This window comes from Ketobacter sp. GenoA1 (genome assembly GCF_003671475.1).
Taxonomy (GTDB): Bacteria; Pseudomonadota; Gammaproteobacteria; order Pseudomonadales; family Ketobacteraceae; genus Ketobacter.
The window spans coordinates 324,105-346,645 of sequence record NZ_RCHM01000020.1; the positions used below are offsets into that span (position 1 = coordinate 324,105).

The window sequence follows — 22,541 nt, forward strand, 5'->3', positions numbered from 1 at the left end:
GGTAATATTACCAGTTTAGTTGACGAAACCGCGACGACTGAGTTTAATCAGAATATTAAGCCCAGCATTTATACGTTTAATTCAGGGGCATTGGGGACCATGATCACACTTACTTTGGCAAGCGACCAACTGAGTGCTGAATTGCTGTATGAAGAAAGCCTTCAATTAATTCACACGCTGCAAACAGAATCCGATATTCAGGCTGAGCTACCCCAGCCGAGCACCCAGGCGGGTGCCAAAGGCGATCCCGTGACCATCGGCACCATCGCCCTGACGTTTATCTCCAGCGGCGCCGCAGTGGCTCTGTTTAAAATCATCGAAGTCTATTTATCCAAAAACTCATCGCTGGATTTTGAGCTGGAAAAAGCAGACGGCAGCAAACTCAAACTGAACGCATCGAACCTCAGCAGCGACTCCACCAACGCTGTGCTGGCCCAGCTCACCACCTTTTTGGAAAAAGACAACAATGGCTAGAAGGGCCGTGCTCATCGGAGTCGGCGAATACGAAGACGAAAAGCTTGCCAATCTGCGCTGCCCGGTACAGGATGCCCGCGGTTTGAAACAACTGCTGGTGGACAAAGACCGGGGTGAGTTCTGCAACGTTGAACTGCTGGAAAACTGCGACTCAGCCGCTGCGTTAAAAACCATACACACCGAATTACGACAAGCCGACAAAGACGACTTCTTTCTAATCTACTACTCCGGCCACGGCAAACGCAGCACCGTGGGTGACCTGTACCTGGCCACCTCGGATACCGTAAGCGATGCCCTGGAATCCACCGCACTGGAAATCAACAAGGTCAACAGCCTGGTGAAAGCCTGCCGCTGCCGCCGGGTTTTACTCCTGCTGGACTGCTGTTACAGCGGCGCTGCCGGTGGTGCCATTGCCAAAGACAGCATCGAAGATCAACTGCGTACCGCCAGCGAAGGCAGCGGCATCTACCTGATCACCGCCTCCACCGGCATCCAAACCGCCCTGGAAAAAGAGGAAGACGATTACAGCGTATTCACCAAACACCTGCTGAGCGGTATCCAGAGCGGTGAAGCCGACATCGACGGCAACGGCGTGATCACCATCGATGAAATGTACGACTACCTGTACCGCAAAGTGAAGGAAGATTCCCATCAGGAACCCACCCGCTGGAGCCTGGATGGCCGGGGCACCATCGTGATCTCGAAAAGCGGGCGTGTGCCGCGCCAGGAACGGGCCAGAAATCTGCAAACATTGCTGTTTCGGCTGAAAGAGGATGAGCGGATCACCTCCGCCATCTTAATTGAGGCACTGGCCATCTGTGAGCGGGAGCGTGATGAACTCAGCCCTGTGGAAAGGGCGAAAGACACCCTGCTGAATAAATTATTGAATGACAGCATCAGCCCCCTGGAGTTTTCGTTTGCCTGGGTGGAATTGCGGGAGCCTGCTGAAGAACCGGTGACCCCCGTTATTGAAAAGCAGCAGGATGAAGCACAGCTGGAACCTGCTGAAATCATTCATCCCCCCGCCACACAACCCAGCCGCTGCACACTGTCAAAGGCTGAAACCATTAATGTTTGGATTCTGCTTGTAATTTCACTTTTGAGCTTCAGCATCACTGAAGACCTATGGCTTCATGGAGGCCTGTTTTCATTTCCAGTGATGCTGCTGTTGGGGCTGCGTTACGGCGTAAACGCGTTCAAAATCGGCTTGCTTTTGGCCCCCATCGGCATTGCCTCGCTGCAATTTGGGCCGTTTTCTTTGGGCTGGGATTATTACCTGCCTAATATGCTGATACTGTACCTGGCCGGAAAAACCGGGGATAACCCCGATTGGCTACCGGCGCTTGCCTCGAAAATGCTCACCCCCTGGGTGGCAATGCTGGCATCGTGTATTTTCCTATTGAACGCGTATTTTGGGGCGCAGTTTGAATCAATCCACGTGAACTTTAACCTGGGGGCCGTATCGGTACTGCCCATCTTCTGTATGTTGATGTATTTGCTTTCACCACAGAAGACTCTATTCAAAGCATTACCATTTTTTATCATCCCCATGATCGCCCTGATCGCAAACCTATTGGCAAATGAACAAATCTTTTTACTCAAAGTGAACGATTGGAACCAAGGTATATCGATCTACTACTGGACAGCGGCTGATCTGGTGTACATAGGAATCGTTGCCTTATATTCACTGAAAGTACGGGCATCCATCCTAAGCGACTCAGGCCCACCCGGTGTTGGCGCTTTCATGATTGCTTATGGTGGTTTTCTCTACTACCTGGTATCAGGATTGATTTCCTGGATGATGCTGAATGCGTTTCACTCAACAGAAGACACATCATTCAGCATAGATACAGTGCAAAAACTATTTGGGTGCGGCACTCCATCCTTCTACTCGATGCTAATACTGTTCTTCTTGTGGGGTGTTCACTTTGAATACAGCAGAATAAAACTGCTTTCTCTATTTGTTTCCACCCTGCTTATACCAATAATTTACGCAGGTACTGTGGGCGACATGATAGCAAAAGGTATTGATCTGACCCTTCCATTTGCAATTACACTTATGACCTATTTGGGTTATCGCTGCAGGCAGGGGCTTGCGCGTTATGTTTTGGTGGAGTGAGTGTGGTCGGTGGGGTGTGGGTCGGGTTTCGACCCAAAGCGGACGTTAGTTATACTTCCATAGGTATTCGGGGCGCTAGTATAAGAATTACGATGCCGACAAATTTATAAAAAGAATCGAAGGAGTTTTCATATGCCTACCGCAGCAGGACAATTACTAGGATACCAGCTCCAGCTCCAGCGAGCACTAGTACACTTGCTGCAATCGGGCCGTGGATCGTCAGTAAGCATTGAGGTTACCGGAGATGTATCGGTACTGCTCAACAATGGCGGTAGCATTGAAGAAGAAGATAAGTCATCTGTTAACAGCAATCCAGTTACGGACAAATCGACCGACCTTTGGAAAACATTCTATAACTGGATTAACGCCCTGAACGACGGTTCGCTAGATTTAGTGAAAGCAAAATTTATTTTATATTCTAATCACAAGGGCAACAAAGGGATAGTCAATACATTATCGGAAGCACAAAGTGTTGAAGAGATAGATGCATGCGTTGAGAAAGTCGAGGGACTATTCGCATCTCTGGATGAATCTCACCCTATCCATTCTTACCTTTCACACATTCTTGGTTTTAAAGACATTTTTAAATCCATAGTTCAGTCGTTCGAGTTTGTTGTCGGCAGCAAAACAGGTAGTGAAGAGATAAAGCAGATTCTGTCGGACATGATTTTAATATCTTCTCATCATGTCGATTATATCCATGATGAGCTAATAGGCTGGATAACAAATTCTGTGATGACCAAGATCGCTTGCGGAGAACTTGCAATCATACCGTGGGAGAAATATCAGTGCAGATTTTTGGTCCTGTTCGAAAGAGTAAGGACTAGAGAATTAATTGATTTCACTAAGGAATACGCAGCCGAACATGAGGATGTGTTAGAGCAGTTCAAGGAATATCCAATATATTTAAAACAACTACAGATAATCGAAATTGAAGATGGTGAACAAATTTCTGCGGTATCCGATTTTCTTCGTAGGAAGGTTAATGCGGATAAATGGATAGAGAGCGAATTGATCGACGAGGCATCCGCTATAGAGTTCGAGGAAAGCCTTAAAAGCTATTGGAACAGCACTCTTAAGAGAATTTCCATTACCGAAAAATCACTAAAGCCGGAAGAACGTGGGCAGCTACTGTATTACGATTGCAAGGAAAGGCGGGCAACAATAGGAAGCCAGACGGTTCTTTCTCATTTTGTTAGCGGAACTTACCACAATCTGGCAAATGAAAATTTATTGGGGTGGCATGAATCATGGAAAGATCTGCTGAAGGATGGCAAGTAGGATACATATGAGCAATCTAGCTGAAGAAGTGAGAATATGGAATACCCCGATTGTTGGGTCGTATGTGCTTTGGCGTTTTACACGGGGATATACAGATCATCATCCAGAAGGTCGACCACCAATCCTATTATTGCATTTTCTTGCATCTGCAATATTAACGAATAAGCGTCTTAGTGATCCTGTCACTAATATTAGGAAAGACCTCGCTTCCTACGCACGGAGCTTTATTGATAAAAAGGACATCGATCTTTTACTTTCGATTCAGGATCGCGTGAACAAGACGAGATCTTACACTTTAAGTTCCATAGACCTGGCGATTCAGCATGGTTTGCTGTTTCTCAATTCTGAGGATGCCTGTCTTTACCCTAAAATCCTTTCGGGAAAACCGAGCCGGGGTATGACACCAAAGCAAAGTGTTAAATCTTTAGGGAACAAAGCTGAGACGTTAGGTAAGTGGTTTTCAGCCCACTCTGTCAGTCAGGTTGCTACGTTATTAAAGGTGGTCTTATAGTGAATATGAAGATAAGGAAATTGATTGTCTGGCCGAAAGATTCAGCTTTTCCTCCCAGAGAAGTAGTGTTCGAGCTTAACAAGGTCAACGTTATTACCGGGGCGTCACGCACCGGAAAGTCTGCAATTATACCAATCATTGATTACTGCCTTGGTTCAAGTTCGTGCAGTATTCCTATTGATACAATCAGAGACTACGCATCTTGGTATGGCGTCGTGGTCCAGCTCGACCAGGATCAGATACTCATTGCAAGGAAGGTGCCGGCTGGTAGCGATCCATCTGATGAGTTTTACTACCAAAAAGGAACGACTGTTACGATTCCTCCCGTGCTGGCAGACAGGAATGCTTCGATTGAGGATGTCAAGCACTCATTGAATGAAATGGCCTTGCTTCCATACTTTAGTCTCGACCCGGACGAAGCATCACAAAATAACTTTAAAGCCCGCCTTAGTATTCGAGATCTGATGGGCTTTGTATTTCAGACACAGGATATTGTCGCAAACCAGAATATTTTATTTTACAAAACTCATGCTCACGAGCACCGCGAAAAACTACGTACCTGGTTTCCTTTCATCCTTGGTGCGGAGAACGTTGATGTTTTGAAGGCCCGGCAGCGATTACAGGTACTTGAGCGTAAGCTAAACAGATTGCGGCGAGAGTTTGAAAAAGAGCGTGCGATTTCGGAAGAGTGGAAATCCAACATATTTGGACATCTCATGACTGCGGTTGATTATGGGTTGCTCGAAGCTGAATTTTCTCAGTCTGATGATCCTGCGAGGCTACTAGAGGTCGGTAAGGAACTGGTTGAGAAAAGCCCAGACAAACCTCGAGTTGGCGAAGCTCAGATTCAGGCGTCAAATGAAGAGCTTATAAAGCTTGATGCACAGGACGATGACCTAGCTTCCCAGATTGCACGGATAAAAAAGCGCCTAGAAGAGGTAAAAAGACTTAAGAGCGGCTTTACCGATTATGGCTCTGTTGCTAGAAAGAAAGCCGACCGCCTCCACCTTTCTAAATGGCTGACAGACGTAGCGGAGCATACAGAAAGTTGCCCTGTATGTGGTGAGGCCAGCCATTCTAACGCACTTAGCGAAATCAACAAGATTTCATCCGTTCTTAAAGAGTATGAGGATGAAGCGAGTAAATTTCAGGTCATTCCTACCACTTTTGACAGAGAAGAGCTGAGGCTAAAGCAGGACTTAGAAGACGTAATAGAGAAAAGGGGTGCGCTCCAGGAGCGATATGATCGGATCGTGCAGAAAGATGAACAGGCCAGAAACGGTTTTTATAGAAACAAAGAGATGTATATCTTTCTTGGCCATTTCCGTTCCTCTTTGGAACGATTCGAAAAGCTTGTTGAAGGGGGTGACCTTGAAAACCAAATCCAGCTGCTTCAACAGGAGTATGATCAATTGAAACCGCTGGTGAATGAAGGTGCTATATCACGAAGGATAGCGTCTGCGACCGATAAAATTGACGAGCTTATGCTTTCTTATCTTCAGCACCTTGATGTTGAAGAAAAATACAGGCAGTCGAGACCAAAAATAGACATCAAGGAACTAACTATCAAAGTCCGGGGTAATGAGGGAGATTGGCATTTCCTTGCTGAAGTTGGCAGCGCTTCTAACTGGGTTTCTTTCCATATAGCAGCGATGTGTGCATTTCAGGAGTTCTTTGCGAGCTTACCCGGCTCTAGCGTTCCCAGTTTTGTCATCTTCGATCAGCCAAGTCAGGTTTATTTCCCAAAAATTCCATTAGTTGAGGGGAGTGAAAAGGAGGAAGACTTTAAATCCTACAAGGATGAGGATTTTTACGCTGTAAAGAAAATATTTAAGACTTTGTCAGAGTCTTATTCAAAACCGGGTTCTTCTTGGCAATTTATCGTTCTTGATCATGCGGATAAGGCTATATATGGCGACATCATAAATATTCACGAAGTTGATGAGTGGCGCGAGGGGAAAAAGCTCATACCGCCAGAATGGTATACTGATTTAGAGAGCGCCTAAGAGAGCTTAGAAATTTTGGTATCCGCTTTCGGAACACAGAAATATAAGCTTCGATAAAGTTTGGAGCTTTTTAATGTCCGCTCCTGGCCGGAAGCAGAATAAAGTTTTGCCATCTACTATTACATAACCCAGAAAGAATTCGATATAACATTCGAGTGAAGGCTACATTACGTTGCACTTAACTAGGTTATTGAGAACATAATTATCACAGTTCAGTCTTCTAGATATGCATTGTGATCAAGGTATTTATATGCAGCTCTATTGCTATAAAATGACTCACGACACCGGTTTTGCTCCTAATCCATTCGGTAGAACGTTAACACTCGTTACCTGCAAGCCCATGATAAGAAAGTGTAAGAAAAAGGGCCAATGGATAGCAGGGTTCACCTCAAAGACGTTAACAAACGACAAAGTGGGCGAAGAGCGTCTCATCTATTTAATGAAGATTGGTGACAAAATTCATATGCGAGACTATTTTTTCGATTCTTTGTTTAAGGATAAAATTCCTGACATGAATGCGCCTGGGCCTGTCTCAAAAGCGGGCGATAATATTTATAGGCCCTTAGTACAGGGAGCATGTGAATACACTCATTTTGAGCAGATTAGAAATCCAAATCACTGGGGCATAGACGAGCCCAGCCAGTTTGACCTGAAACGTGACATTTCGGGGCAATTCGCATTAATCGCAGATGAGTTTTATTACTTTGGTTCCCGAGCACTAGCAATTCCCACAGATTTTCGGCCTTGCGTGCCAAAGGGACAGTCTGCACACGGGCGTCTGTCGCCTCCCGACCAAGCCGAGCGCTTCATCAAATTCATAAGACAACACTATAAGCCTGGGCGGCATGGAAGTCCCACCAGTTGGCCAGAATCGGACTTTGAGTATAAGTCCACGTGCGGATCAAAGCGATGCGTATAATTCTTAGCAGAAAAGGGTTTGATTCTTCAGCTGGTGGTTGTCCGAGTCCGATTTTTCCAGATGGCCGACTTTTCTCATTACCTATACCGGATAAAACATCCCCTATCGTCTATAGTGAAATACATTACGATGATATTGATGTCGGTCAATTGGTATCGCAGCTTACACGAGATCCCAAGCGGGCCCATCACCGCGCCCATCTGGACCCAGACTTACGTAAAGAGGCACTTAATAGGCAGCCAGGGTGGCGACCACTACTGGGTCAAACCGGGAGTGCACAGGGGCATTTAAACAATCAGTGCATCGTTGCTGGCGATATATTTCTTTTCTTTGGATCATTTCGTCCTGTCGAATTTATGGATGATAGATGGAGATTTATACATCACGAACCACCTCGCCATGTCATTTGGGGCTGGTTACAAATTGGTGAAATATTGAAGGTCGACAACTTGGGCGAATCCAGTCTTAAATGGGCTCGTTATCATCCTCACTTCGCATATAAAAGTGATTCGGCTAATACTCTCTATCTTGCATCTAATGTCCTCAGCATTAGAGGGCAATCGACAAAAATAAATGGGGCTGGTGTTTTTCCTCACATCCGAAAAGACTTGCTACTTACTAAACCTGGCTCAACAAAGCAGACCTCTTGGCAATTGCCACATTGGTTTTTCCCTTCAGATGGTATCTCCAAGCTTAGCTTTAATCCAAATGTGAATCGCTGGTCGCTAGCGGGCAATTTTTGCTATTTGGAAAGCGCATCCCGGGGACAGGAGTTTGTAATTGATGCCACGGGCTTAGAACAAGCTGAAGAATGGATATTAGCTCTATTAGGCGAGACAAATAAAAGCTCACGGCTGCGAGAGTTTAAGCAAAACATGTAGAACTGGCATCTTTTCGCCCTTTGCAGACGGAATCCCTAATGTCCGCTCCTGGCCGCCCTCAACCCCAATCCAGCCTTGACGATATAGGCTAATTGTTGATGATGAATGCATGGATTTATATACCGGAATAAAAACACTTCATATTATTAGCTCTACCATATTGTTCGGGACGGGAATTGGTATCGCATTCTTTATGTTCCGTTCTTGGTTTACGGATGATATCCAAGAAAAGCTATATGCCACTAGGAACACAGTTCTTGCAGATTATCTGTTCACTTTCCCAGCTGTTGTTGTGCAACCTATATCGGGCATAGCTCTCATTCATATGGCAGGGTTCGATTGGACGGCTTATTGGCTGGTGGCAACCTACATCATCTATATCGGCGCTGGGTTGTGTTGGCTGCCTGTTGTTTGGATACAAATCCAGCTCAAAAATATGTGTATAGCGGCTTCTGAAAGTGGTTCTGAGTTGCCAGAGAGATATAATAAGCTTTTCAAAATATGGTTCTTTCTTGGATGGCCAGCATTTTTAAGCCTGGTTGCTGTATTTTATCTTATGGTGGCAAAGCCCGTATGAGCGCTTTAAAGGAAAAGGATGGAGTGTGGTTTGTGTATGATGGAGATTGTCCTATCTGCACACATGCCGCAGAAGCATTGCGCATAAAGCAGGAATTTGGCTCTCTATCTTTGCTCAATGCTAGGGAAGCCGTAGATGAGCCACTAATAGATGAGATCAATAAGCGGGGATATGATCTTGATGAAGGGATGGTGATCTACGCTGATGATCAGTTTTATCACGGAAAGGATGCTTTGAAGTTTGTGGCCAAGTATGGCGAGGCCAATAGCCTCTTCATGTTCGCCTCTAAAGGCCTCTTTTGGTCAGATACACTTTCACGGCTTATATATCCCTGGATGAGAGGAACACGCAATTGGCTACTCCGTCGAAGGAACGTCAGCCGTATTGATAACCTCAATCTAAAGAAAGAGCCGACATTTAAATCCATTTTTGGCAAGGATTGGGATAACTTGCCTCCAGTCATGAAGAAGCACTACGCAAACCATCCATATTCAGCCGAAGTAACCACGGTTGAAGGTGTATTAGAAGTGTTCTGTAAGCCCCCCTTGTTGTGGTTTTCTCCTTTGATGAGATTGCTGGGACAAATCCCAACATTCAATGAAAAAAATGTCCCTGTGACTGTACGGTTTGAGAGCGACTTAAATTCCAAAGCGTTTCATTTTAACAGAAGCTTTAAATTCCTAGGACGTAAGCCCTATGTTTTTCATTCGCGGATGGTCCAGATTAACGATAATGAGCTCATCGAAATCATGAAATTTGGCCTGGGATGGCGAATGAAGTATTCATGGGATGGAGAAAAGGTCGTTCTGGCGCATAAAGGCTATGCTCTTCAGCTTTTTGGTCATCTTATACCGCTACCGTTAACAATAATCATGGGGGCTGGTAACGCGGCGGAATACCCAGTAGATGAGAACACGTTTGATATGGAAGTTAGCATCACCCATCCATGGTGGGGCGAGGTGTACGGTTATAAAGGGCGTTTTGAGGTACTAAATTGAAACGTGTTCTTATCATTGGTGGGTATGGTAATTTCGGCAGTTTTATTTCTCGAAGCTTGGCAAAGCACAGCAATATAGATCTTGTTATTGCAGGGCGGTCTTTGGATAAGGCCGAGGCTCTAGCTCAAGAAATCAATGCGAAAGCAGCCGGGATTGATATTCACAATAACTTCGAGGCGCGATTGCAAGAAATTAAGCCTGATATTGTTATTCATACTTCAGGGCCATTTCAATCACAGGGTTATGATGTTGCGGAAGCCTGCATCAATTGCCATGTTCATTATGTTGATTTGGCAGATGGACGAGAGTTTGTCTCTGGAATTGGCAGCCTTGATCTAAAGGCTAAGCAAGCTAATACACTTGTCGTGAGCGGTGCCAGCTCTGTGCCTTGTCTCACATCAGCGTTGATTGACCACTACAGGGATAGTTTCAAGACTCTAGAGAGACTTGATTACGGAATAACGACAGCGCAAAAGACCACTCGTGGTGTTGCGACCACCGCAGCCATACTGAGCTATACCGGAAAGCCGTTTAAAACCCTCATTGATGGCAAAGAGAAAGATGTTTATGGCTGGCAGGGGCTGCGCTCACGGAAATATCAGGGGTTGGGTTGGAGGTTGCTTGGAAACTGTAATGTTCCGGACTTGGAGCTGTTTCCTAAGATGTATCCTGAGCTTAAAACCATACGGTTTTACGCTGGCTTAGAGCTTCCTTTTATTCATGTCACCCTATGGGCCTTCTCATGGCTGACTCGCATTGGCCTGGTGAAAAGTTTGGAACCCTTAGCGCCAATTCTTCTCAAGCTATCGTTTCTCTTCGACTGGTTTGGAAGTGCGAACAGTGCTTTTCATATGGATTTAACAGGAAAAGATAAAAATGGCGGGGATAAGACTATACGATTTGAATTAACAGCCCGAAGTGGTGACGGCCCATTTATACCCTGTATGCCCGCTATTTTATTGGCGAAGAAATTGGTCAATGATGAAATAGAAGATAGGGGTGCAAGACCATGCGTTGGAATGATCAGTAAACAAGAATATTTAGATGCTCTTGTAGGTATGGATATTAGCTGGACAGAAAGCTAAAAATCAGACGCTGATAAGCACTTTCGGCGAAAGGTATAAGACCCTTCGCCGCCTTTGTTTTACACGAAATCGTCTACCAGTTTGGTCGCACCCGACGTGCCAGCGGTTGAATCTCATAACGATCCATTCCCATGCGTGCGTTATATAAATTCTGCGCAAACAAACGCAGGAATCGGAAGAAATTTTGTTTATCCTCAAACCAGTACTCACCAAAGTTCGGATCAAAAAAGCAGGCGTCCTCTCCGCGCCCGCCAATCCAGGCGGCAAATGCGTGTCCACCTCCAGCCCCATGCAGCACGATCATGGCATAGGCACCGGACACTTTTTCGAGGTCGTCGCTCAAGCCCGCCCAGTTCACCACTCTCCCCCGCGTATTGGTGTTGCGCGAGCCCGGCAGACTGGTTTGCTGAAAAGCGTTGGCACCACGTCCGATATTCATGCGCACGGGGATATTGAGTGAGGTTCTCACTTTGATAATGTCATTGACCGGGCTGCCCAGCCAGATCAATGCGTCATCAAGCCTGCCTCGCCATTGCCATTGGCATTGCTTGATGTGAGCCAGAAGCCTGAGGTCCAGCGGTATAAAAGAGTGGCCGTTGTTGATGGCAACTCCGCCCAGGTGATTGACGAGGGAATCGTCCCAGGCGTGGTAGCGAATCCAGTGGGATGCAAGCCCAAGACAAATGCCTTGGCCCATATCCACGCCACCCATTCGCGCCATGCGCTGTACGGGTGGAAGGCTTTGCGATAAATCCCACGTGCAGATGCCGTGATACTGTTCTGACAGATGGTCGATAAGTGCGTACATACGTTTTCTTCCTGTTGGCAAATGGTTATTGATGTCTTGTTACCAGTTATACGGCGCACTTGCGGGGAAAGTTGCACAGGAAGGGGGTTAGATTTTGTGAATATTACCAAAATGCGGTACTGCAATGTTTTTGTTCATGATGAGGCGGGCACTGACGCGGCCTGGAGCGGCAGGAGCGGATGACTGCTTTGCAGTATCGGCTTCTCGCCCAAACCCGAAGCACTCTAACTCAATTGAAGGAATTTCGGGTTTGCGCGCTTTTCATTGTCGGTTGGCTTCCCTATAACTAAGCACCTGTAAACTGGTATTGTAACTGCCTGGGGTTGCTCTTCCACAATTCACCCACTTCTTTTCCATGGCCTGGGAAAATATCCATAATATCATCCGCCACCTGATCCAGTATCTCAGTGGCTATTATATTAGGATCATCTTTGTCTTCTGTTGTAACGGCGGCCAACATTTCGGTATCCATACCTCCAGGAAAGGCAGCATGAACTTTTATATTTTCTTTCAGCATGGTACCTCGTACTGCTTGTGTGGCCGAATAGGCAGCAGATTTGGAGGTGGCGTAACCGCCAATACCAGCCTTGCTTGCCAGAGATACGATTGAAAGGATATTCACAATCCGAGCTGCATTATGTTGCTTCAGGTGTGGATAGAATTCGCGTATTACACGTAACGTGCCGAAATGATTCACCTCCATATCCTGATTTATTTCCTCCATGGGCATAGTCAGCACATTACCAAAGTGTAATATTCCGGCATTGTTTATGATAATCGATGCATCCCGTGCTGCTGAAACCGCTGCTTCAACGGATTGCCTATCGGATAGCTCCATAGTCAGGGGGATTATTTTACCGCCACTGATTTCAACCAAATCACGTAGTGAATGCTGATCACGGGCCGTTGCATATATCTTATGGGCACCGCGCTCCAGTAGTTGCGTGGCCAGATGCTTGCCCAGGCCACGTGATGCCCCCGATACAAAAACCACTTGCGATTGATAGATATTGTTCATGCTGCCTCCTTACCTTCTCTATTTGGCCTCCATGGTAAAAAGTGCATACTGATCAATAAAGTCATACTAACTCATCATATTAATGCATATAATGCATTAATGGATACTGAGATTCTTCATATTTTTATCGACGTTGTACATGCCGGCTCTTTTGCTAATGCCGCAAAAAAGCGCAATCAAGATCCGTCCTCAATTTCCCGCGCCATAGCAGCTCTGGAAACTCAGCTTGATGCACGCTTGTTTCATAGAACGACAAGAAGCATTACGCTAACCGATGCAGGAAGGATCTATCTAGCACGAGTAGCTCCCATTTGTGATGAGCTGGCGCGTGCGGAAGACGAGATCAGATCAGCCCAACAGCAGATCAAAGGGCGTATACGGTTTTCCACCTCAGTGGCTTTTGGCCAGACCTGGATTGTGCCATTGCTGCCTGAATTACGGCAGCAATATCCTGATCTTGAAATTGATATGAATCTCAGTGATCGTAATCTGGATATTATTGATGAACGGCTCGACTTTGCCATTCGCTTAAATAAAGTTTCTGATAACCGATTCATTCGCAGCCGCTTAAAAGATACCAAATATCGCGTTTGCGCATCCCCTGACTATATCAAAAACAACAGCAGGATCGGCTCACCGGAACAGCTTTCTGATCACCAGCTTATCGTATTCGATTTGCCCAATTATAAAGATAAATGGCGCTTTAAGTGTGGGCGAAAAAAAATCAAAGTGATTGATGTTTACGGGCAGATTACGTTGTCCAATGCGCTTGCAATCCGGGATTGCACACTACAAGGATTAGGTATTTCTCTGCTGGCGGACTGGTTGGTGGATAATGATATCGCTTCCGGCAAGCTGATTAATTTGTTTCCCGAACATGAAGTGTCGGCGGAAGATTTTGACTCCGGCATCTGGGTGATTTACCCGGAGCGGGCATTTCTTCCTACCAAAACGAGGGTTACCATTGATTTCATAAGGGCTAAACTGGCGCAAAAATATGATGACAGGCAACCCAGCAAAAGGTATCCCATTGAGTGATCAAAGTTAACAACTCAAAAGATCTGGCGCGTTTGCGGCGCCTTTGCCTGTCTGCACAAGGTTTACTTCAAAGCCAACCTTTTGGGCAGGGTTTGGCAGGGGCACGCAAAGCAATTAACCACTTGGGCTATGTGCAAATCGACACCATATCGGTTGTAGAGCGCGCCCATCACCATGTTTTGCATTCCAGAGTACCCAAATTTAATCCCGCCATGACCAATCAAATGTTGGTAAACGGTGACATCTTCGAATATTGGACTCACGCTGCCGCTTTTATTCCTATCTCCGATTTTCGCTTCTCATTACCGTATAAACATGCAATTAAAAGCGGCCAAACCCACTGGTATAAAACACCCAATAGAAAACTCATGGCGGAACTGCTGGCTCGCATACGTTCCGAGGGCCCGTTGCGATCCCGCGACATAGAAACCAACAGGCCAAAGAACTCAGGGTGGTGGGATTTAAAACCCGCCAAAAAGGCCCTTGAGCAATTGTATATGGAGGGGGATCTCATGGTGAGTAACCGCGAAGGATTCCAAAAGACCTATGATCTGACCGAGAAAGTGTTGCCCTCCCATATCAATTCAAAAATGCCTGATACGGAGGAGTTTGCAGCGCATATTGTAGATCAGCAGTTACGTTGTCATGGCTTTGCGTCACTGAAAGGGATGACTTACCAGCGCCGGAATTCCGGCCTCAGGAAGGCAGTAAAAGCCCTGGTAAACGATAGGTTGGCGCAAGGCACGCTAGAGCAAATACAGGTTGGTGGTGATGTGTTCTTGATGGAAGCCGATGCCCTGGAGCGCCGCCTGCCCAGGCTGAATAACCGCCTTTTGATTCTCTCACCATTTGATAATGCCGTGATTCAGCGTGAACGGCTTAAAACGCTGTTTGAATTTGACTATCAGATCGAGTGTTATGTACCTGCCGCCAAACGTCAGTACGGTTACTTCAGTTTACCGTTACTTTATCAGGATCAGTTTGTGGGCCGGATGGATTGTAAAGCACACCGAAAATCCAGGCACCTGGAGATCAAAGCACTCTATTTTGAGCCACACCATTTTGATGAGTCTGCAGTTATTGCGGCATTCGCAGATGCCGTCACAATATTTTGCCGGTTTCAAGAATGTGATTCTGTGTCGTTAACGAAGATCCACCCCAAAAGTCTAACCCGGCAATTGCATCATGCGTTAAAGCCACTGGCATGAACAGCACACTAAGTTAGGAATCGTACTAATTTGATTGATTTATGATGTCATTTAGTTTGATCATTGTATCCCATAGAAATGTAGCGAGAGAATGAAATGTTGATGATGTTATGCGGTAAAATGGGTGCAGGAAAATCGACTAAATCCACAGAGCTGGCAAAGGAGCGTAACGCGGTTCTGCTTTCGGAAGATGAATGGCTTGAATCTCTATACCCCAATCAAATTCGCAGCTTAAATGACTACGTGAAGTACTCAACGCTGATCAAACCGTTAGTCAAATCTCTTGCCCAAAGTATACTAAAATCGGGCTCAAACGTAGTGATGGATTTTCCCGGGAACACCGTCGCACAGAGGGCATGGCTTAAAAGTGTATTTTCCGAAATTGGTGCTGATCACGAATTGGTTTACCTTGAAGTTCCAGACGAGGTTTGTTTAGCGCGAATAGAAAAAAGGCGCAATGAGCAACCAGAACGTGCCGCTACCGATACCGAAAATATGTTTTTTCAAGTGACCAAATACTTTGTTGAACCTTCTGCTGACGAGGGTTTCAACTTAACGACTTTGAAGCTAAATGTATAAGGTGCGCTTAGTAACACATCACTTCCGCACCTGGCCCGATCATGCAGCATTAAACACCTGTAAAAGAGCAATATCACCCATTTAGAATGTCATTTTCTACTACCCCCTCTGATTACTGTTTACTAGGCTTTAATCACCCATAATGTGTCTTCGCTAATCAGCAAAAAAACACGCAGGAAACACAATCGTTGACATTATCAACAGTGGCTATTGTCCATATTTAGCAAGGAGTGCTTTTTATGAAAAATCAAACAGTTAATTTGGCTATAGTGAAGCAACTACTTTCCGTGATAATCTCGGCAACCATTTTTGCTACCCCAACTGCCTATTCAGAAGAAGACGGAAAGGTATACGCATCTTCTTTTTGTGAGGCGGCACCCACCACTGAACCTGACAGTATTCAGCACTGGGGCGGCGCTTTAATCAATACTTCTACCTCAGTTAAGATTCTAGTTAATTGCCCCATAGTAAAAGATAAAGTTTTTTCATCATCACAAGTCAAGGGAAGCCTGGAATACACCATCAAGCAGGCGTCGGAAGTCAATAACACAGCCTGTTTATGGGCTTCACTTAAAAGTCTGCGTCCGGGGAATGGAACGGTATACACACAAAACGCGGGCGATTGTGGTGCGGAAGGAGGTAGCAAAACGATTTATTTTGATCCCATGCCAGTCCATAGCCGTGGCTATCTTTACCTCCATGTGTATATGCCTCCTGGCTCCGCCATTCTCTCCTATCGCGTCGATGAACTATAAACAGAACCATATTAATCCTCAGGTAATGAACCGCTCTTTAAGGAGCAAACCATGTGGCAGCACATCACAAGCCTTCTGTTTCTTCTTGCCGTGGCATTCAGCGTGGTTTGTTGGAATGGGTTTGCAATGGAAAGTGCACACAATGTTACTTCTTCAAGCCCTACCAATACCGTGCAACAAATCACCCACTTGACAGAGTCCAATAACAGGCTGCAGTATCAAATCGCCGATCTAAGACAAGATATCGAACAGCTGAAACAACAAGTCACACAACTAAACAAGGCGCCTTTGGAGCCACAACAAGCGCTTGGTGACACAAGCGGCACAACAGCTCATGAAGCCCCCCCCGAGCCCCAGCCCACGCACCCACTGGATCACGCCGATACAATCCTGGAAGCACGGTTTGCCGAAGACCCTCTTGATCCTAACTGGGCAAGCTTCGCTGAGGCGGAAGTCAGCAATAGCATAGTGAGTGTTACGTCAACTCAGTTGGATACAATTCAATGTCAATCCACCTTATGCCTGCTATCGGTTCGCCATGACAGTGTCGGAGCTGAACTTACGTTTATGATGAGCCTCGCAAACCTGAGTTCGTTTGCCAATGGGTTTTCATTTACACAGCGCACAGAACATGAAGATGGCTCTGTGCATAACGTTATTTTTATTTCACGGTCTGGCCATGCGTTGTTTCCCGCGCACTTTGAATAATACCGATTGATCCCTGCCATCCAATTTATCCCTTGCCATGAGGCATTTTTAAGTCTATATTTCGGAATATTACGATATATGGATCACATCATGTCTGCACAAGTTTCGGCAAACGATGCCCTGCTGGCGTTCTCCAAAGCCCTGGCCAATGAAAAGCGCCAGCAGATTCTGCTGGGTATCTTTACCGATAAGCAGGAACATACCGTAGGTGAGATTGCCGATCGGGTGGGGATTGCCCCATCCACGGCGTCCGAGCACCTCGCGATTCTCAAGCGGGCCGGCGTGTTGCTGGCTCAAAAGCGGCAAAAGGAGGTGTACTACCAGGTGAACAAGGCCCGGGTGCGTGAGCTACTGGCAGTGATTCAGCGCTGGTTGAACTGTTGTTGATTTTTCTTTGATCAATCATATCGTTAATTCCCGAAATATAAAAATATATCGCCTGCTGTGCAGGTGAACAAACTGTGGAGAGTGGTAATGACATTACGTGGCGTGTTAACAAAGTTGGCGGCTCTGGTAGTTGCCCTGATGGTGATCATCGGTGGGAATTGGTTTGCCGGTTATGCCTGGCCAAAGCTTACCTTTCTATGGCCGAGCCAGGTGCAGGAAAACTTCCGACATCTGGCACAGGTGTTTCCCGTGCGCGAGATAAAGCAATCCAATGCACCTGTACCGTGGCAGACCGCACCCAAGCAACTGTCAGTGAATTACCGCTACCATGATCAACCCCATACGCTGGAGGCCTTTCTGCAGCGCAGTGCAACCACCGGTTTTCTGGTGATTCACCAGGGCAGGATAATCGACGAGCGCTACTTCAACGGATACAACCGAAAAAGTCAGGCAACCTCCTTTTCAGTGGCCAAATCGTTTGTTGCGACGCTGGTGGGCATAGCGCTGGAGGAAGGCCTGATTGGTAGCCTTGAGGATGAGATCACCGATTATGTGCCGTCGTTGCGAAGGTCGGGTTTTGCTGGGGCCAGTATCGCAGATGTGCTGCAGATGTCGTCCGGGATTGATTTCAGTGAAGGTTACGATGATGATAGCTCCGATGTGATTCGTATCTTTGATCAGATGTACCTGTGGCGTCATGGCATCAACGACATTGCCGGCCAATTTGGCAGCAGTGCTGCACCGGGTCGTCAATTTCATTACGCCAGCATCAATACCCAGGCACTGGGCATGCTGGTGAGCACCGTCAGCGGCCAATCACTGGCTGACTATCTGCAGGATAAGCTCTGGCAGCCGTTGGGCGCCACCGGGGATGCCAGCTGGATGACGGATACGCATGGTAACGAAGTGGCGTTTATGGGCCTGAACGCCACCGCCCGTGACTTTGCCCGGCTCGGCCTGCTGTACCTGAATCAGGGGCGGGTGGGCACGCAGCAGTTGCTGTCTGAGCAGTGGGTGCAACGCGCCACCACACTGGACAAACCCTGGCTGCAACCGGGGCAGATTGACCAGGATTGGGGGTATCAATACCAGTGGTGGGTGCCGCGGGGGAACCAGGGCGATTTCAGTGCCATTGGCATCTGGGGGCAGTTTATTTACGTCAATCCCAAAGCCGATCTGGTGATTGTCAAAACCAGTGCGGATGCGAACTTCAAACCCCATGAGTTCGAGGCCATGACCGCGTTTCGTGCAATCGCCAATAGCCTCACGGATAACGGGTGGGTATGGGCAAACTGAAAAAGTTGCCTGCGATTGTCGAAATCGAATTCGCTGATTCGACCAAGCATAAAGCGATTCGATTCCGCGTAAAATTCAGCGTAAAAAAAGGGAGGGCTAAATTCATGTCAGATACCATTTTATTGGGCACCCGCAAAGGTACCGTCATTGTGGAGCGAAACTCATCCCGATGGCAGGCCCGGCCCATTGTGCACCAGGGAATCCCGGTCTGCTACGCCGCACGTGATCCCCGCGACGGCACCTTGTGGGCCTCACTCGATCACGGTCACTGGGGGCCCAAGTTATCCCGATCCCGCGATGGCGGCACCACCTGGGAGGACGTGTTGTCACTGAAGTACCCGGAGGGGGCACGCCACATCATTCAATATCTGCCGACGCCGGATTTCGATCCGGAGGCCCCGGCGGGGGAGCCTCAATATAAGGATGCCACGGTTTATAAGATCTGGAGTATCGCGTTTGGCCCGGCAACACAACCCGGCCGGCTGTACGCAGGGACCATTCCCGGAGGATTGTTTGTCAGCGATGACGGTGGCGATTCCTGGGAGCTTAACCGGCCTCTGTGGAACCATGAAAGTCGCGGTGGCGATCTGTTCAAGGGTGAAGCAACCAGTACCACCCATTGGGGTGGCACACCGGCAAGCATTGACTACGGCGTATTCGAGCCGGGCATTCATTCCATCGTGATTGATCCACGCAATGCCGATCATCTGTATGTGGCCGTATCTTCCGCCGGTATACTGGAAACCAAAAACGGCGGTAAAACCTGGGTAGGCCGCAACAAGGGCATGCGGGTGGATTACCTGCCCGACCCGGAAGCAGAATGGGGGCACGATCCGCATTTTGTTACCGCCTGCCGCGATCAACCGGATCACGTTTGGCAACAAAATCATTTCGGCGTTTACTATAGTGATAACGGTGCACAGTCCTGGAACAAGGTCAGCCTGCCGGATGCCGGTGTGCATTTTGGTTTTCCGATTGCAGTAGACGCGCAGGACGGACGCACCGCATGGGTGGTGCCTGCGCGGGCAGACTCAGAACGCATGGCACTTGATGGCGGCTTGTTCGTGGCGCGGACCAGCGATGGCGGGCAATCCTGGCAATCGTTTCGCAGCGGCCTGCCGCAGGAGAACGCCTACGACATAGTATTCCGGCACGGATTGGATGTGGCCGGGGATTGCGTGTGTTTTGGCAGCACCACCGGCAACGTCTATTTATCTGAAGATCGCGGCGAGCACTGGCACTGCCTGGGCAACCATTTTCCACCTGTGTATTCCGTACGATTTGGTTAAGAACAATGCCCACCGTAGAAATGACATCCCATCTATACCGGTTCTTCCCCGCACTCGAACAGCGTGAGATTCGCGTGCGGGCCGGCTCCATCGCTGAAGTATTAAAAGCAGTGGACGCGATCGCCCCCGGGTTCTCCGATTACATTCTGGATGAGCATGGTGCTCTGCGCCGGCACGTCAACATCGCCATTAACAATACGCTGGTTGTGGACAGAAGCACCCTCTCCGACCAGGCCACCGAGGATGCAACCGTTTATATTTTTCAGGCATTAAGTGGCGGCTGAATTGATTGATGGTATGAAGGCACCCTACCACCTAAGCCCGCTGCCGATCGGTTGCCTCGAAATGGGCAATCTGATCGGCATACGCTTTTTTAAATGCAGGCCGGCACCGCTTTCGAAAAGTGACAGTGCTCCATCACGCAGGAACGGCACCTGCCCGAACGGTTGCTGAGCAAGATGATTGGTTTCACGATCATCAAAGGGGATTGTCTCTACCCGGTATGGAATTTCAGCTTCCTCACAGGCCCACCGCAGCCGTATATCGCGCACAAAGCCCCGTGGAAGCTCAGGCACCCAGTCTAACGTCCAGATGGTCAGTTCGCTCATATCAAGAATCCTCTGTTGCGAATCCGCTATTGTTATTGGGTTTGAATTCTCGCGCCCACCAACGCGAACAACGCTCCCTGTGGGTCAATACCTTTGACGATAAAGTCTCCTCCGGGGATCTCATCGGGGCCATGCAGGATTTGACCGCCATGCTCGGTGATGGCGTTGTAGGCCACGTCGATATAGGCGCAGCGAAAATAGTAGTGCCACATGGGTACCGGCATGGCCTCCGGTTTGGGCATCACCGCACCGATTACGCCGTTGTGGCGAATAAATTCATAACGGCCCGCTGGCCCCATTTCCATCTCACCATCCTTAGTCCAGCCAAATTCCCTGAAATAAAACGTTTTCGCCGCTTGTGGATCAGGGGTGATGAGTTCATTCCAGGCGCAATGACCCACCCGAGGCTTGTCTGCGGCAAATGCCAGACTGGTTTCATCACTGCGCCCCCGCATGACATAAAACGGCGTGCCCTGTGGATCGGTCACCATCGCGATGCGGCCGACCTTGGGTATATCCGTGGCGGGCATCTGCAGCTGGCCTCCGGCTAAGACGATGTCGGTCACAGCCCGGTCCACATCATCAACGCCGATGTAACCCAGCCAAACCGGCTTGGCACCACCCTGGATCATTGCATCCGTGAGTTGCATCAGGCCCGCCACCTCATGCTGCTCGCCGGTGTCAGCATCACGGGCATGCAGAATGCGGTAATCCATGCCCGGTTGGCCACTGTCGCTGGCCACCCAGCCGAGAATGGCTTGATAGAACCGCTGTGCGGCATCGCTATCGCCGGTGAGTAATTCATACCAGATAAATTCGCCGTGTTGGTTTGGCATCGGGGTCTCCATATTGACGCTGAGATTAACAGGTAGTTGCACCCCTTAGTCGGTAACCGTGTCGCTATTTCGACAATGGCCCCACTTTTTTATGCGACGGTTTGCATTGGTTAACGAGGCAAAGTGGTTGAACTACCAACCTGCCAGGGTGGCGCCGCCAGCGCCTGTGCCAGAAACTCGATAAAGGCCCGGGTCTTGGCGGGCATATACTCGCGCCGAGGAAATACCGCATAGATGTCCCGGCTTACGGAAGTCAGTTGGGGAAACAGATTGATCAAGCTGCCTTTTTCCAGTTCCCGGCCCAATAGAAAACTCGGTACTCTGGCGATGGCGCCGCCGCCGAGGACGATCTCTTTGATCGCCAGGCTGTTGTTGCTCACCACCGCCGCAGTGAGTTTCACAGATTGCGGCTGCCCCTCGTTATCCTCGAATGTCCACTCCAATGCCGATTCCTGAAACCGAAAACTGGCAATACGATGATGAACCAGGTCCTGGGGTGATTGCGGCACACCGTATTGTTTCAGATAGGCGGGGGCGGCCACCACCTGGTGACAACAGGTGCCGAGACGGCGGGCAGCCAGGGAGGAATCCTCCAGCTCACCAATGCGAATGGAGACATCAAAGCCCGGGTCAATCACATCCACCTTGCGATCGTCAAAATTCAGCTCCACCTGCACCAATGGAAACTGCGCCATGAAAGCGGGTATCAAAGGCGCCACATGCAGGATGCCGAACGACATGGGCAAATTGACGAACAGCCGCCCTCGGGGCTCCTGGTTCAGTGACCGCACTTCATCCACGGCGGCATCGATGCCACTCAGGCTGACGCTGCATTCCTGGTAGAAACGCTCCCCGGCTTCAGTGAGGCTGAGGCGCCGGGTGGTACGATTCAGCAGGCGCACACCCAACTGGCGTTCCAACTGGCTGAGTCGCTTACTGATCACAGAACGTGCGCTATTCAACTCCTCCGCAGCCCGGGTAAAGCTGCCCGCCTGCACCACCGCAACAAAATTTCGGATCTCTTCCAACATCGCATTTCCCAGCCATCGGTGGCCCAGCACCCAGCGGCTGAACCTGAATTAGTCAATATTTGCGAACAATCTTATTCCAGATCCAGCATTTATCAACACATTCACGCCGAATAGGCTGTGCTCATCGGT

Annotated in this window: 24 protein-coding genes; 19 read left to right on the top strand and 5 right to left on the bottom strand. The window is 48.2% G+C overall.

The genetic code is table 11. The features are described 5' to 3' along the window. The first annotated feature begins 99 nt into the window (after positions 1-99). The 10 genes from D9N13_RS07485 to D9N13_RS07525 all read left to right on the top strand — a co-directional run bounded on the left by D9N13_RS07485 (position 100) and on the right by D9N13_RS07525 (position 10,851). Positions 100-474: a hypothetical protein gene (locus D9N13_RS07485; protein WP_290587809.1), complete on the top strand. Its 375-nt coding sequence runs from the start codon at positions 100-102 to the stop codon at positions 472-474. Then, the gene (locus tag D9N13_RS07490; RefSeq protein ID WP_290587811.1) at positions 467-2,593 is read left to right on the top strand and encodes a caspase domain-containing protein; all 2,127 of its coding nucleotides are present in this window, start codon (positions 467-469) and stop codon (positions 2,591-2,593) included. Before D9N13_RS07485 ends, D9N13_RS07490 begins: the two co-directional genes overlap by 8 nt. A 132-nt stretch (positions 2,594-2,725) precedes the next feature. Further along, positions 2,726-3,874, top strand: a complete 1,149-nt coding sequence (locus D9N13_RS07495) for an ABC-three component system protein (protein WP_290587813.1) — start codon at positions 2,726-2,728, stop codon at positions 3,872-3,874. A 7-nt stretch (positions 3,875-3,881) separates the two neighbouring features. After that, complete coding sequence (locus D9N13_RS07500; protein ID WP_290587815.1) at positions 3,882-4,385, top strand: three component ABC system middle component; 504 nt, start codon at positions 3,882-3,884, stop codon at positions 4,383-4,385. A gap of 5 nt (positions 4,386-4,390) precedes the next feature. Further along, positions 4,391-6,391: a DUF3732 domain-containing protein gene (locus D9N13_RS07505; protein ID WP_290588154.1), complete on the top strand. Its 2,001-nt coding sequence runs from the start codon at positions 4,391-4,393 to the stop codon at positions 6,389-6,391. A gap of 250 nt (positions 6,392-6,641) precedes the next feature. Further along, positions 6,642-7,310, top strand: a complete 669-nt coding sequence (locus D9N13_RS24235; protein WP_317622474.1) for a hypothetical protein — start codon at positions 6,642-6,644, stop codon at positions 7,308-7,310. Next, on the top strand, positions 7,301-8,191 hold the full coding sequence (locus tag D9N13_RS07510; RefSeq protein ID WP_290587817.1) for a hypothetical protein: 891 nt from the start codon (positions 7,301-7,303) through the stop codon (positions 8,189-8,191). The genes D9N13_RS24235 and D9N13_RS07510 overlap by 10 nt, the downstream gene beginning before the upstream one ends. 109 nt (positions 8,192-8,300) lie before the next feature. Continuing rightward, entirely contained in the window at positions 8,301-8,768 is a 468-nt protein-coding gene (locus D9N13_RS07515) for a DUF2269 family protein (RefSeq protein ID WP_290587818.1), read from the top strand. Continuing rightward, a complete protein-coding gene (locus D9N13_RS07520; RefSeq protein ID WP_290587820.1) occupies positions 8,765-9,766 on the top strand; it encodes a DUF4166 domain-containing protein in 1,002 nt (333 codons plus the stop codon). The genes D9N13_RS07515 and D9N13_RS07520 overlap by 4 nt, the downstream gene beginning before the upstream one ends. Beyond that, positions 9,763-10,851: a saccharopine dehydrogenase family protein gene (locus D9N13_RS07525; protein WP_290587822.1), complete on the top strand. Its 1,089-nt coding sequence runs from the start codon at positions 9,763-9,765 to the stop codon at positions 10,849-10,851. The genes D9N13_RS07520 and D9N13_RS07525 overlap by 4 nt, the downstream gene beginning before the upstream one ends. Before the next feature lie 73 nt (positions 10,852-10,924). On the opposite strand, the gene D9N13_RS07530 is transcribed toward D9N13_RS07525, so the two are convergent. Both D9N13_RS07530 and D9N13_RS07535 read right to left on the bottom strand, forming a co-directional pair. Continuing rightward, positions 10,925-11,659, bottom strand: a complete 735-nt coding sequence (locus D9N13_RS07530; protein WP_290587824.1) for a YopT-type cysteine protease domain-containing protein — start codon at positions 11,657-11,659, stop codon at positions 10,925-10,927. Between the two features lie 286 nt (positions 11,660-11,945). Beyond that, positions 11,946-12,677, bottom strand: a complete 732-nt coding sequence (locus D9N13_RS07535) for an SDR family NAD(P)-dependent oxidoreductase (protein ID WP_290587826.1) — start codon at positions 12,675-12,677, stop codon at positions 11,946-11,948. 99 nt (positions 12,678-12,776) lie between these two features. Here D9N13_RS07535 and D9N13_RS07540 point away from each other — a divergent pair, with 99 nt between their 5' ends. The 9 genes from D9N13_RS07540 (at position 12,777) to D9N13_RS07580 (ending at position 20,221) form a co-directional block, all read left to right on the top strand. Further along, positions 12,777-13,715 carry a LysR family transcriptional regulator gene (locus tag D9N13_RS07540; protein WP_290587828.1) on the top strand — a complete coding sequence of 313 codons (939 nt, stop codon included), beginning with the start codon at positions 12,777-12,779 and terminating at the stop codon, positions 13,713-13,715. Then, complete coding sequence (locus tag D9N13_RS07545) at positions 13,712-14,923, top strand: winged helix-turn-helix domain-containing protein (protein ID WP_290587830.1); 1,212 nt, start codon at positions 13,712-13,714, stop codon at positions 14,921-14,923. The genes D9N13_RS07540 and D9N13_RS07545 overlap by 4 nt, the downstream gene beginning before the upstream one ends. Positions 14,924-15,019: 96 nt before the next feature. After that, entirely contained in the window at positions 15,020-15,502 is a 483-nt protein-coding gene (locus D9N13_RS07550) for an AAA family ATPase (protein WP_290587832.1), read from the top strand. Positions 15,503-15,741: 239 nt separating this feature from the next. Next, complete coding sequence (locus D9N13_RS07555) at positions 15,742-16,257, top strand: hypothetical protein (RefSeq protein WP_290587834.1); 516 nt, start codon at positions 15,742-15,744, stop codon at positions 16,255-16,257. A 51-nt stretch (positions 16,258-16,308) separates the two neighbouring features. After that, on the top strand, positions 16,309-16,965 hold the full coding sequence (locus D9N13_RS07560) for a hypothetical protein (RefSeq protein WP_290587836.1): 657 nt from the start codon (positions 16,309-16,311) through the stop codon (positions 16,963-16,965). Between the two features lie 90 nt (positions 16,966-17,055). Beyond that, positions 17,056-17,352, top strand: coding sequence for an ArsR/SmtB family transcription factor (locus tag D9N13_RS07565; protein WP_290587838.1), 297 nt, complete (start codon positions 17,056-17,058; stop codon positions 17,350-17,352). 87 nt (positions 17,353-17,439) lie between these two features. After that, complete coding sequence (locus D9N13_RS07570; protein WP_290587840.1) at positions 17,440-18,648, top strand: serine hydrolase domain-containing protein; 1,209 nt, start codon at positions 17,440-17,442, stop codon at positions 18,646-18,648. A 104-nt stretch (positions 18,649-18,752) separates the two neighbouring features. Then, a complete protein-coding gene (locus D9N13_RS07575; protein ID WP_290587842.1) occupies positions 18,753-19,937 on the top strand; it encodes a WD40/YVTN/BNR-like repeat-containing protein in 1,185 nt (394 codons plus the stop codon). 5 nt (positions 19,938-19,942) lie between these two features. Next, a complete protein-coding gene (locus D9N13_RS07580; RefSeq protein WP_290587844.1) occupies positions 19,943-20,221 on the top strand; it encodes a hypothetical protein in 279 nt (92 codons plus the stop codon). A gap of 24 nt (positions 20,222-20,245) precedes the next feature. Here the strand turns inward: D9N13_RS07580 and D9N13_RS07585 are convergent, their stop codons facing one another. From D9N13_RS07585 to D9N13_RS07595, 3 genes are all read right to left on the bottom strand, one after another. Next, entirely contained in the window at positions 20,246-20,545 is a 300-nt protein-coding gene (locus tag D9N13_RS07585; RefSeq protein ID WP_290587846.1) for a glutathione S-transferase N-terminal domain-containing protein, read from the bottom strand. Positions 20,546-20,577: 32 nt separating this feature from the next. After that, on the bottom strand, positions 20,578-21,381 hold the full coding sequence (locus tag D9N13_RS07590; protein WP_290587848.1) for a VOC family protein: 804 nt from the start codon (positions 21,379-21,381) through the stop codon (positions 20,578-20,580). Positions 21,382-21,491: 110 nt separating this feature from the next. Next, positions 21,492-22,412, bottom strand: a complete 921-nt coding sequence (locus tag D9N13_RS07595; RefSeq protein ID WP_290587850.1) for a LysR family transcriptional regulator — start codon at positions 22,410-22,412, stop codon at positions 21,492-21,494. Positions 22,413-22,541 lie beyond the last annotated feature (129 nt).

Excerpts from the sequence above, each read along its gene's own strand:
- D9N13_RS07530 (WP_290587824.1), bottom strand. The coding sequence starts at position 11,659 with ATGTACGCACTTATCGACCATCTGTCAGAACAGTATCACGGCATCTGC.
- D9N13_RS07575 (WP_290587842.1), top strand. The coding sequence starts at position 18,753 with ATGTCAGATACCATTTTATTGGGCACCCGCAAAGGTACCGTCATTGTG.
- D9N13_RS07485 (WP_290587809.1), top strand. The coding sequence starts at position 100 with ATGATCACACTTACTTTGGCAAGCGACCAACTGAGTGCTGAATTGCTG.
- D9N13_RS07595 (WP_290587850.1), bottom strand. The coding sequence starts at position 22,412 with ATGTTGGAAGAGATCCGAAATTTTGTTGCGGTGGTGCAGGCGGGCAGC.
- D9N13_RS07510 (WP_290587817.1), top strand. The coding sequence starts at position 7,301 with ATGCGTATAATTCTTAGCAGAAAAGGGTTTGATTCTTCAGCTGGTGGT.
- D9N13_RS07515 (WP_290587818.1), top strand. The coding sequence starts at position 8,301 with ATGGATTTATATACCGGAATAAAAACACTTCATATTATTAGCTCTACC.
- D9N13_RS07500 (WP_290587815.1), top strand. The coding sequence starts at position 3,882 with ATGAGCAATCTAGCTGAAGAAGTGAGAATATGGAATACCCCGATTGTT.
- D9N13_RS07550 (WP_290587832.1), top strand. The coding sequence starts at position 15,020 with ATGTTGATGATGTTATGCGGTAAAATGGGTGCAGGAAAATCGACTAAA.
- D9N13_RS07495 (WP_290587813.1), top strand. The coding sequence starts at position 2,726 with ATGCCTACCGCAGCAGGACAATTACTAGGATACCAGCTCCAGCTCCAG.
- D9N13_RS07590 (WP_290587848.1), bottom strand. The coding sequence starts at position 21,381 with ATGCCAAACCAACACGGCGAATTTATCTGGTATGAATTACTCACCGGC.
- D9N13_RS07490 (WP_290587811.1), top strand. The coding sequence starts at position 467 with ATGGCTAGAAGGGCCGTGCTCATCGGAGTCGGCGAATACGAAGACGAA.
- D9N13_RS07580 (WP_290587844.1), top strand. The coding sequence starts at position 19,943 with ATGCCCACCGTAGAAATGACATCCCATCTATACCGGTTCTTCCCCGCA.
- D9N13_RS24235 (WP_317622474.1), top strand. The coding sequence starts at position 6,642 with ATGCAGCTCTATTGCTATAAAATGACTCACGACACCGGTTTTGCTCCT.
- D9N13_RS07565 (WP_290587838.1), top strand. The coding sequence starts at position 17,056 with ATGTCTGCACAAGTTTCGGCAAACGATGCCCTGCTGGCGTTCTCCAAA.
- D9N13_RS07505 (WP_290588154.1), top strand. The coding sequence starts at position 4,391 with ATGAAGATAAGGAAATTGATTGTCTGGCCGAAAGATTCAGCTTTTCCT.
- D9N13_RS07570 (WP_290587840.1), top strand. The coding sequence starts at position 17,440 with ATGACATTACGTGGCGTGTTAACAAAGTTGGCGGCTCTGGTAGTTGCC.
- D9N13_RS07520 (WP_290587820.1), top strand. The coding sequence starts at position 8,765 with ATGAGCGCTTTAAAGGAAAAGGATGGAGTGTGGTTTGTGTATGATGGA.
- D9N13_RS07585 (WP_290587846.1), bottom strand. The coding sequence starts at position 20,545 with ATGAGCGAACTGACCATCTGGACGTTAGACTGGGTGCCTGAGCTTCCA.
- D9N13_RS07535 (WP_290587826.1), bottom strand. The coding sequence starts at position 12,677 with ATGAACAATATCTATCAATCGCAAGTGGTTTTTGTATCGGGGGCATCA.
- D9N13_RS07540 (WP_290587828.1), top strand. The coding sequence starts at position 12,777 with ATGGATACTGAGATTCTTCATATTTTTATCGACGTTGTACATGCCGGC.
- D9N13_RS07560 (WP_290587836.1), top strand. The coding sequence starts at position 16,309 with ATGTGGCAGCACATCACAAGCCTTCTGTTTCTTCTTGCCGTGGCATTC.
- D9N13_RS07555 (WP_290587834.1), top strand. The coding sequence starts at position 15,742 with ATGAAAAATCAAACAGTTAATTTGGCTATAGTGAAGCAACTACTTTCC.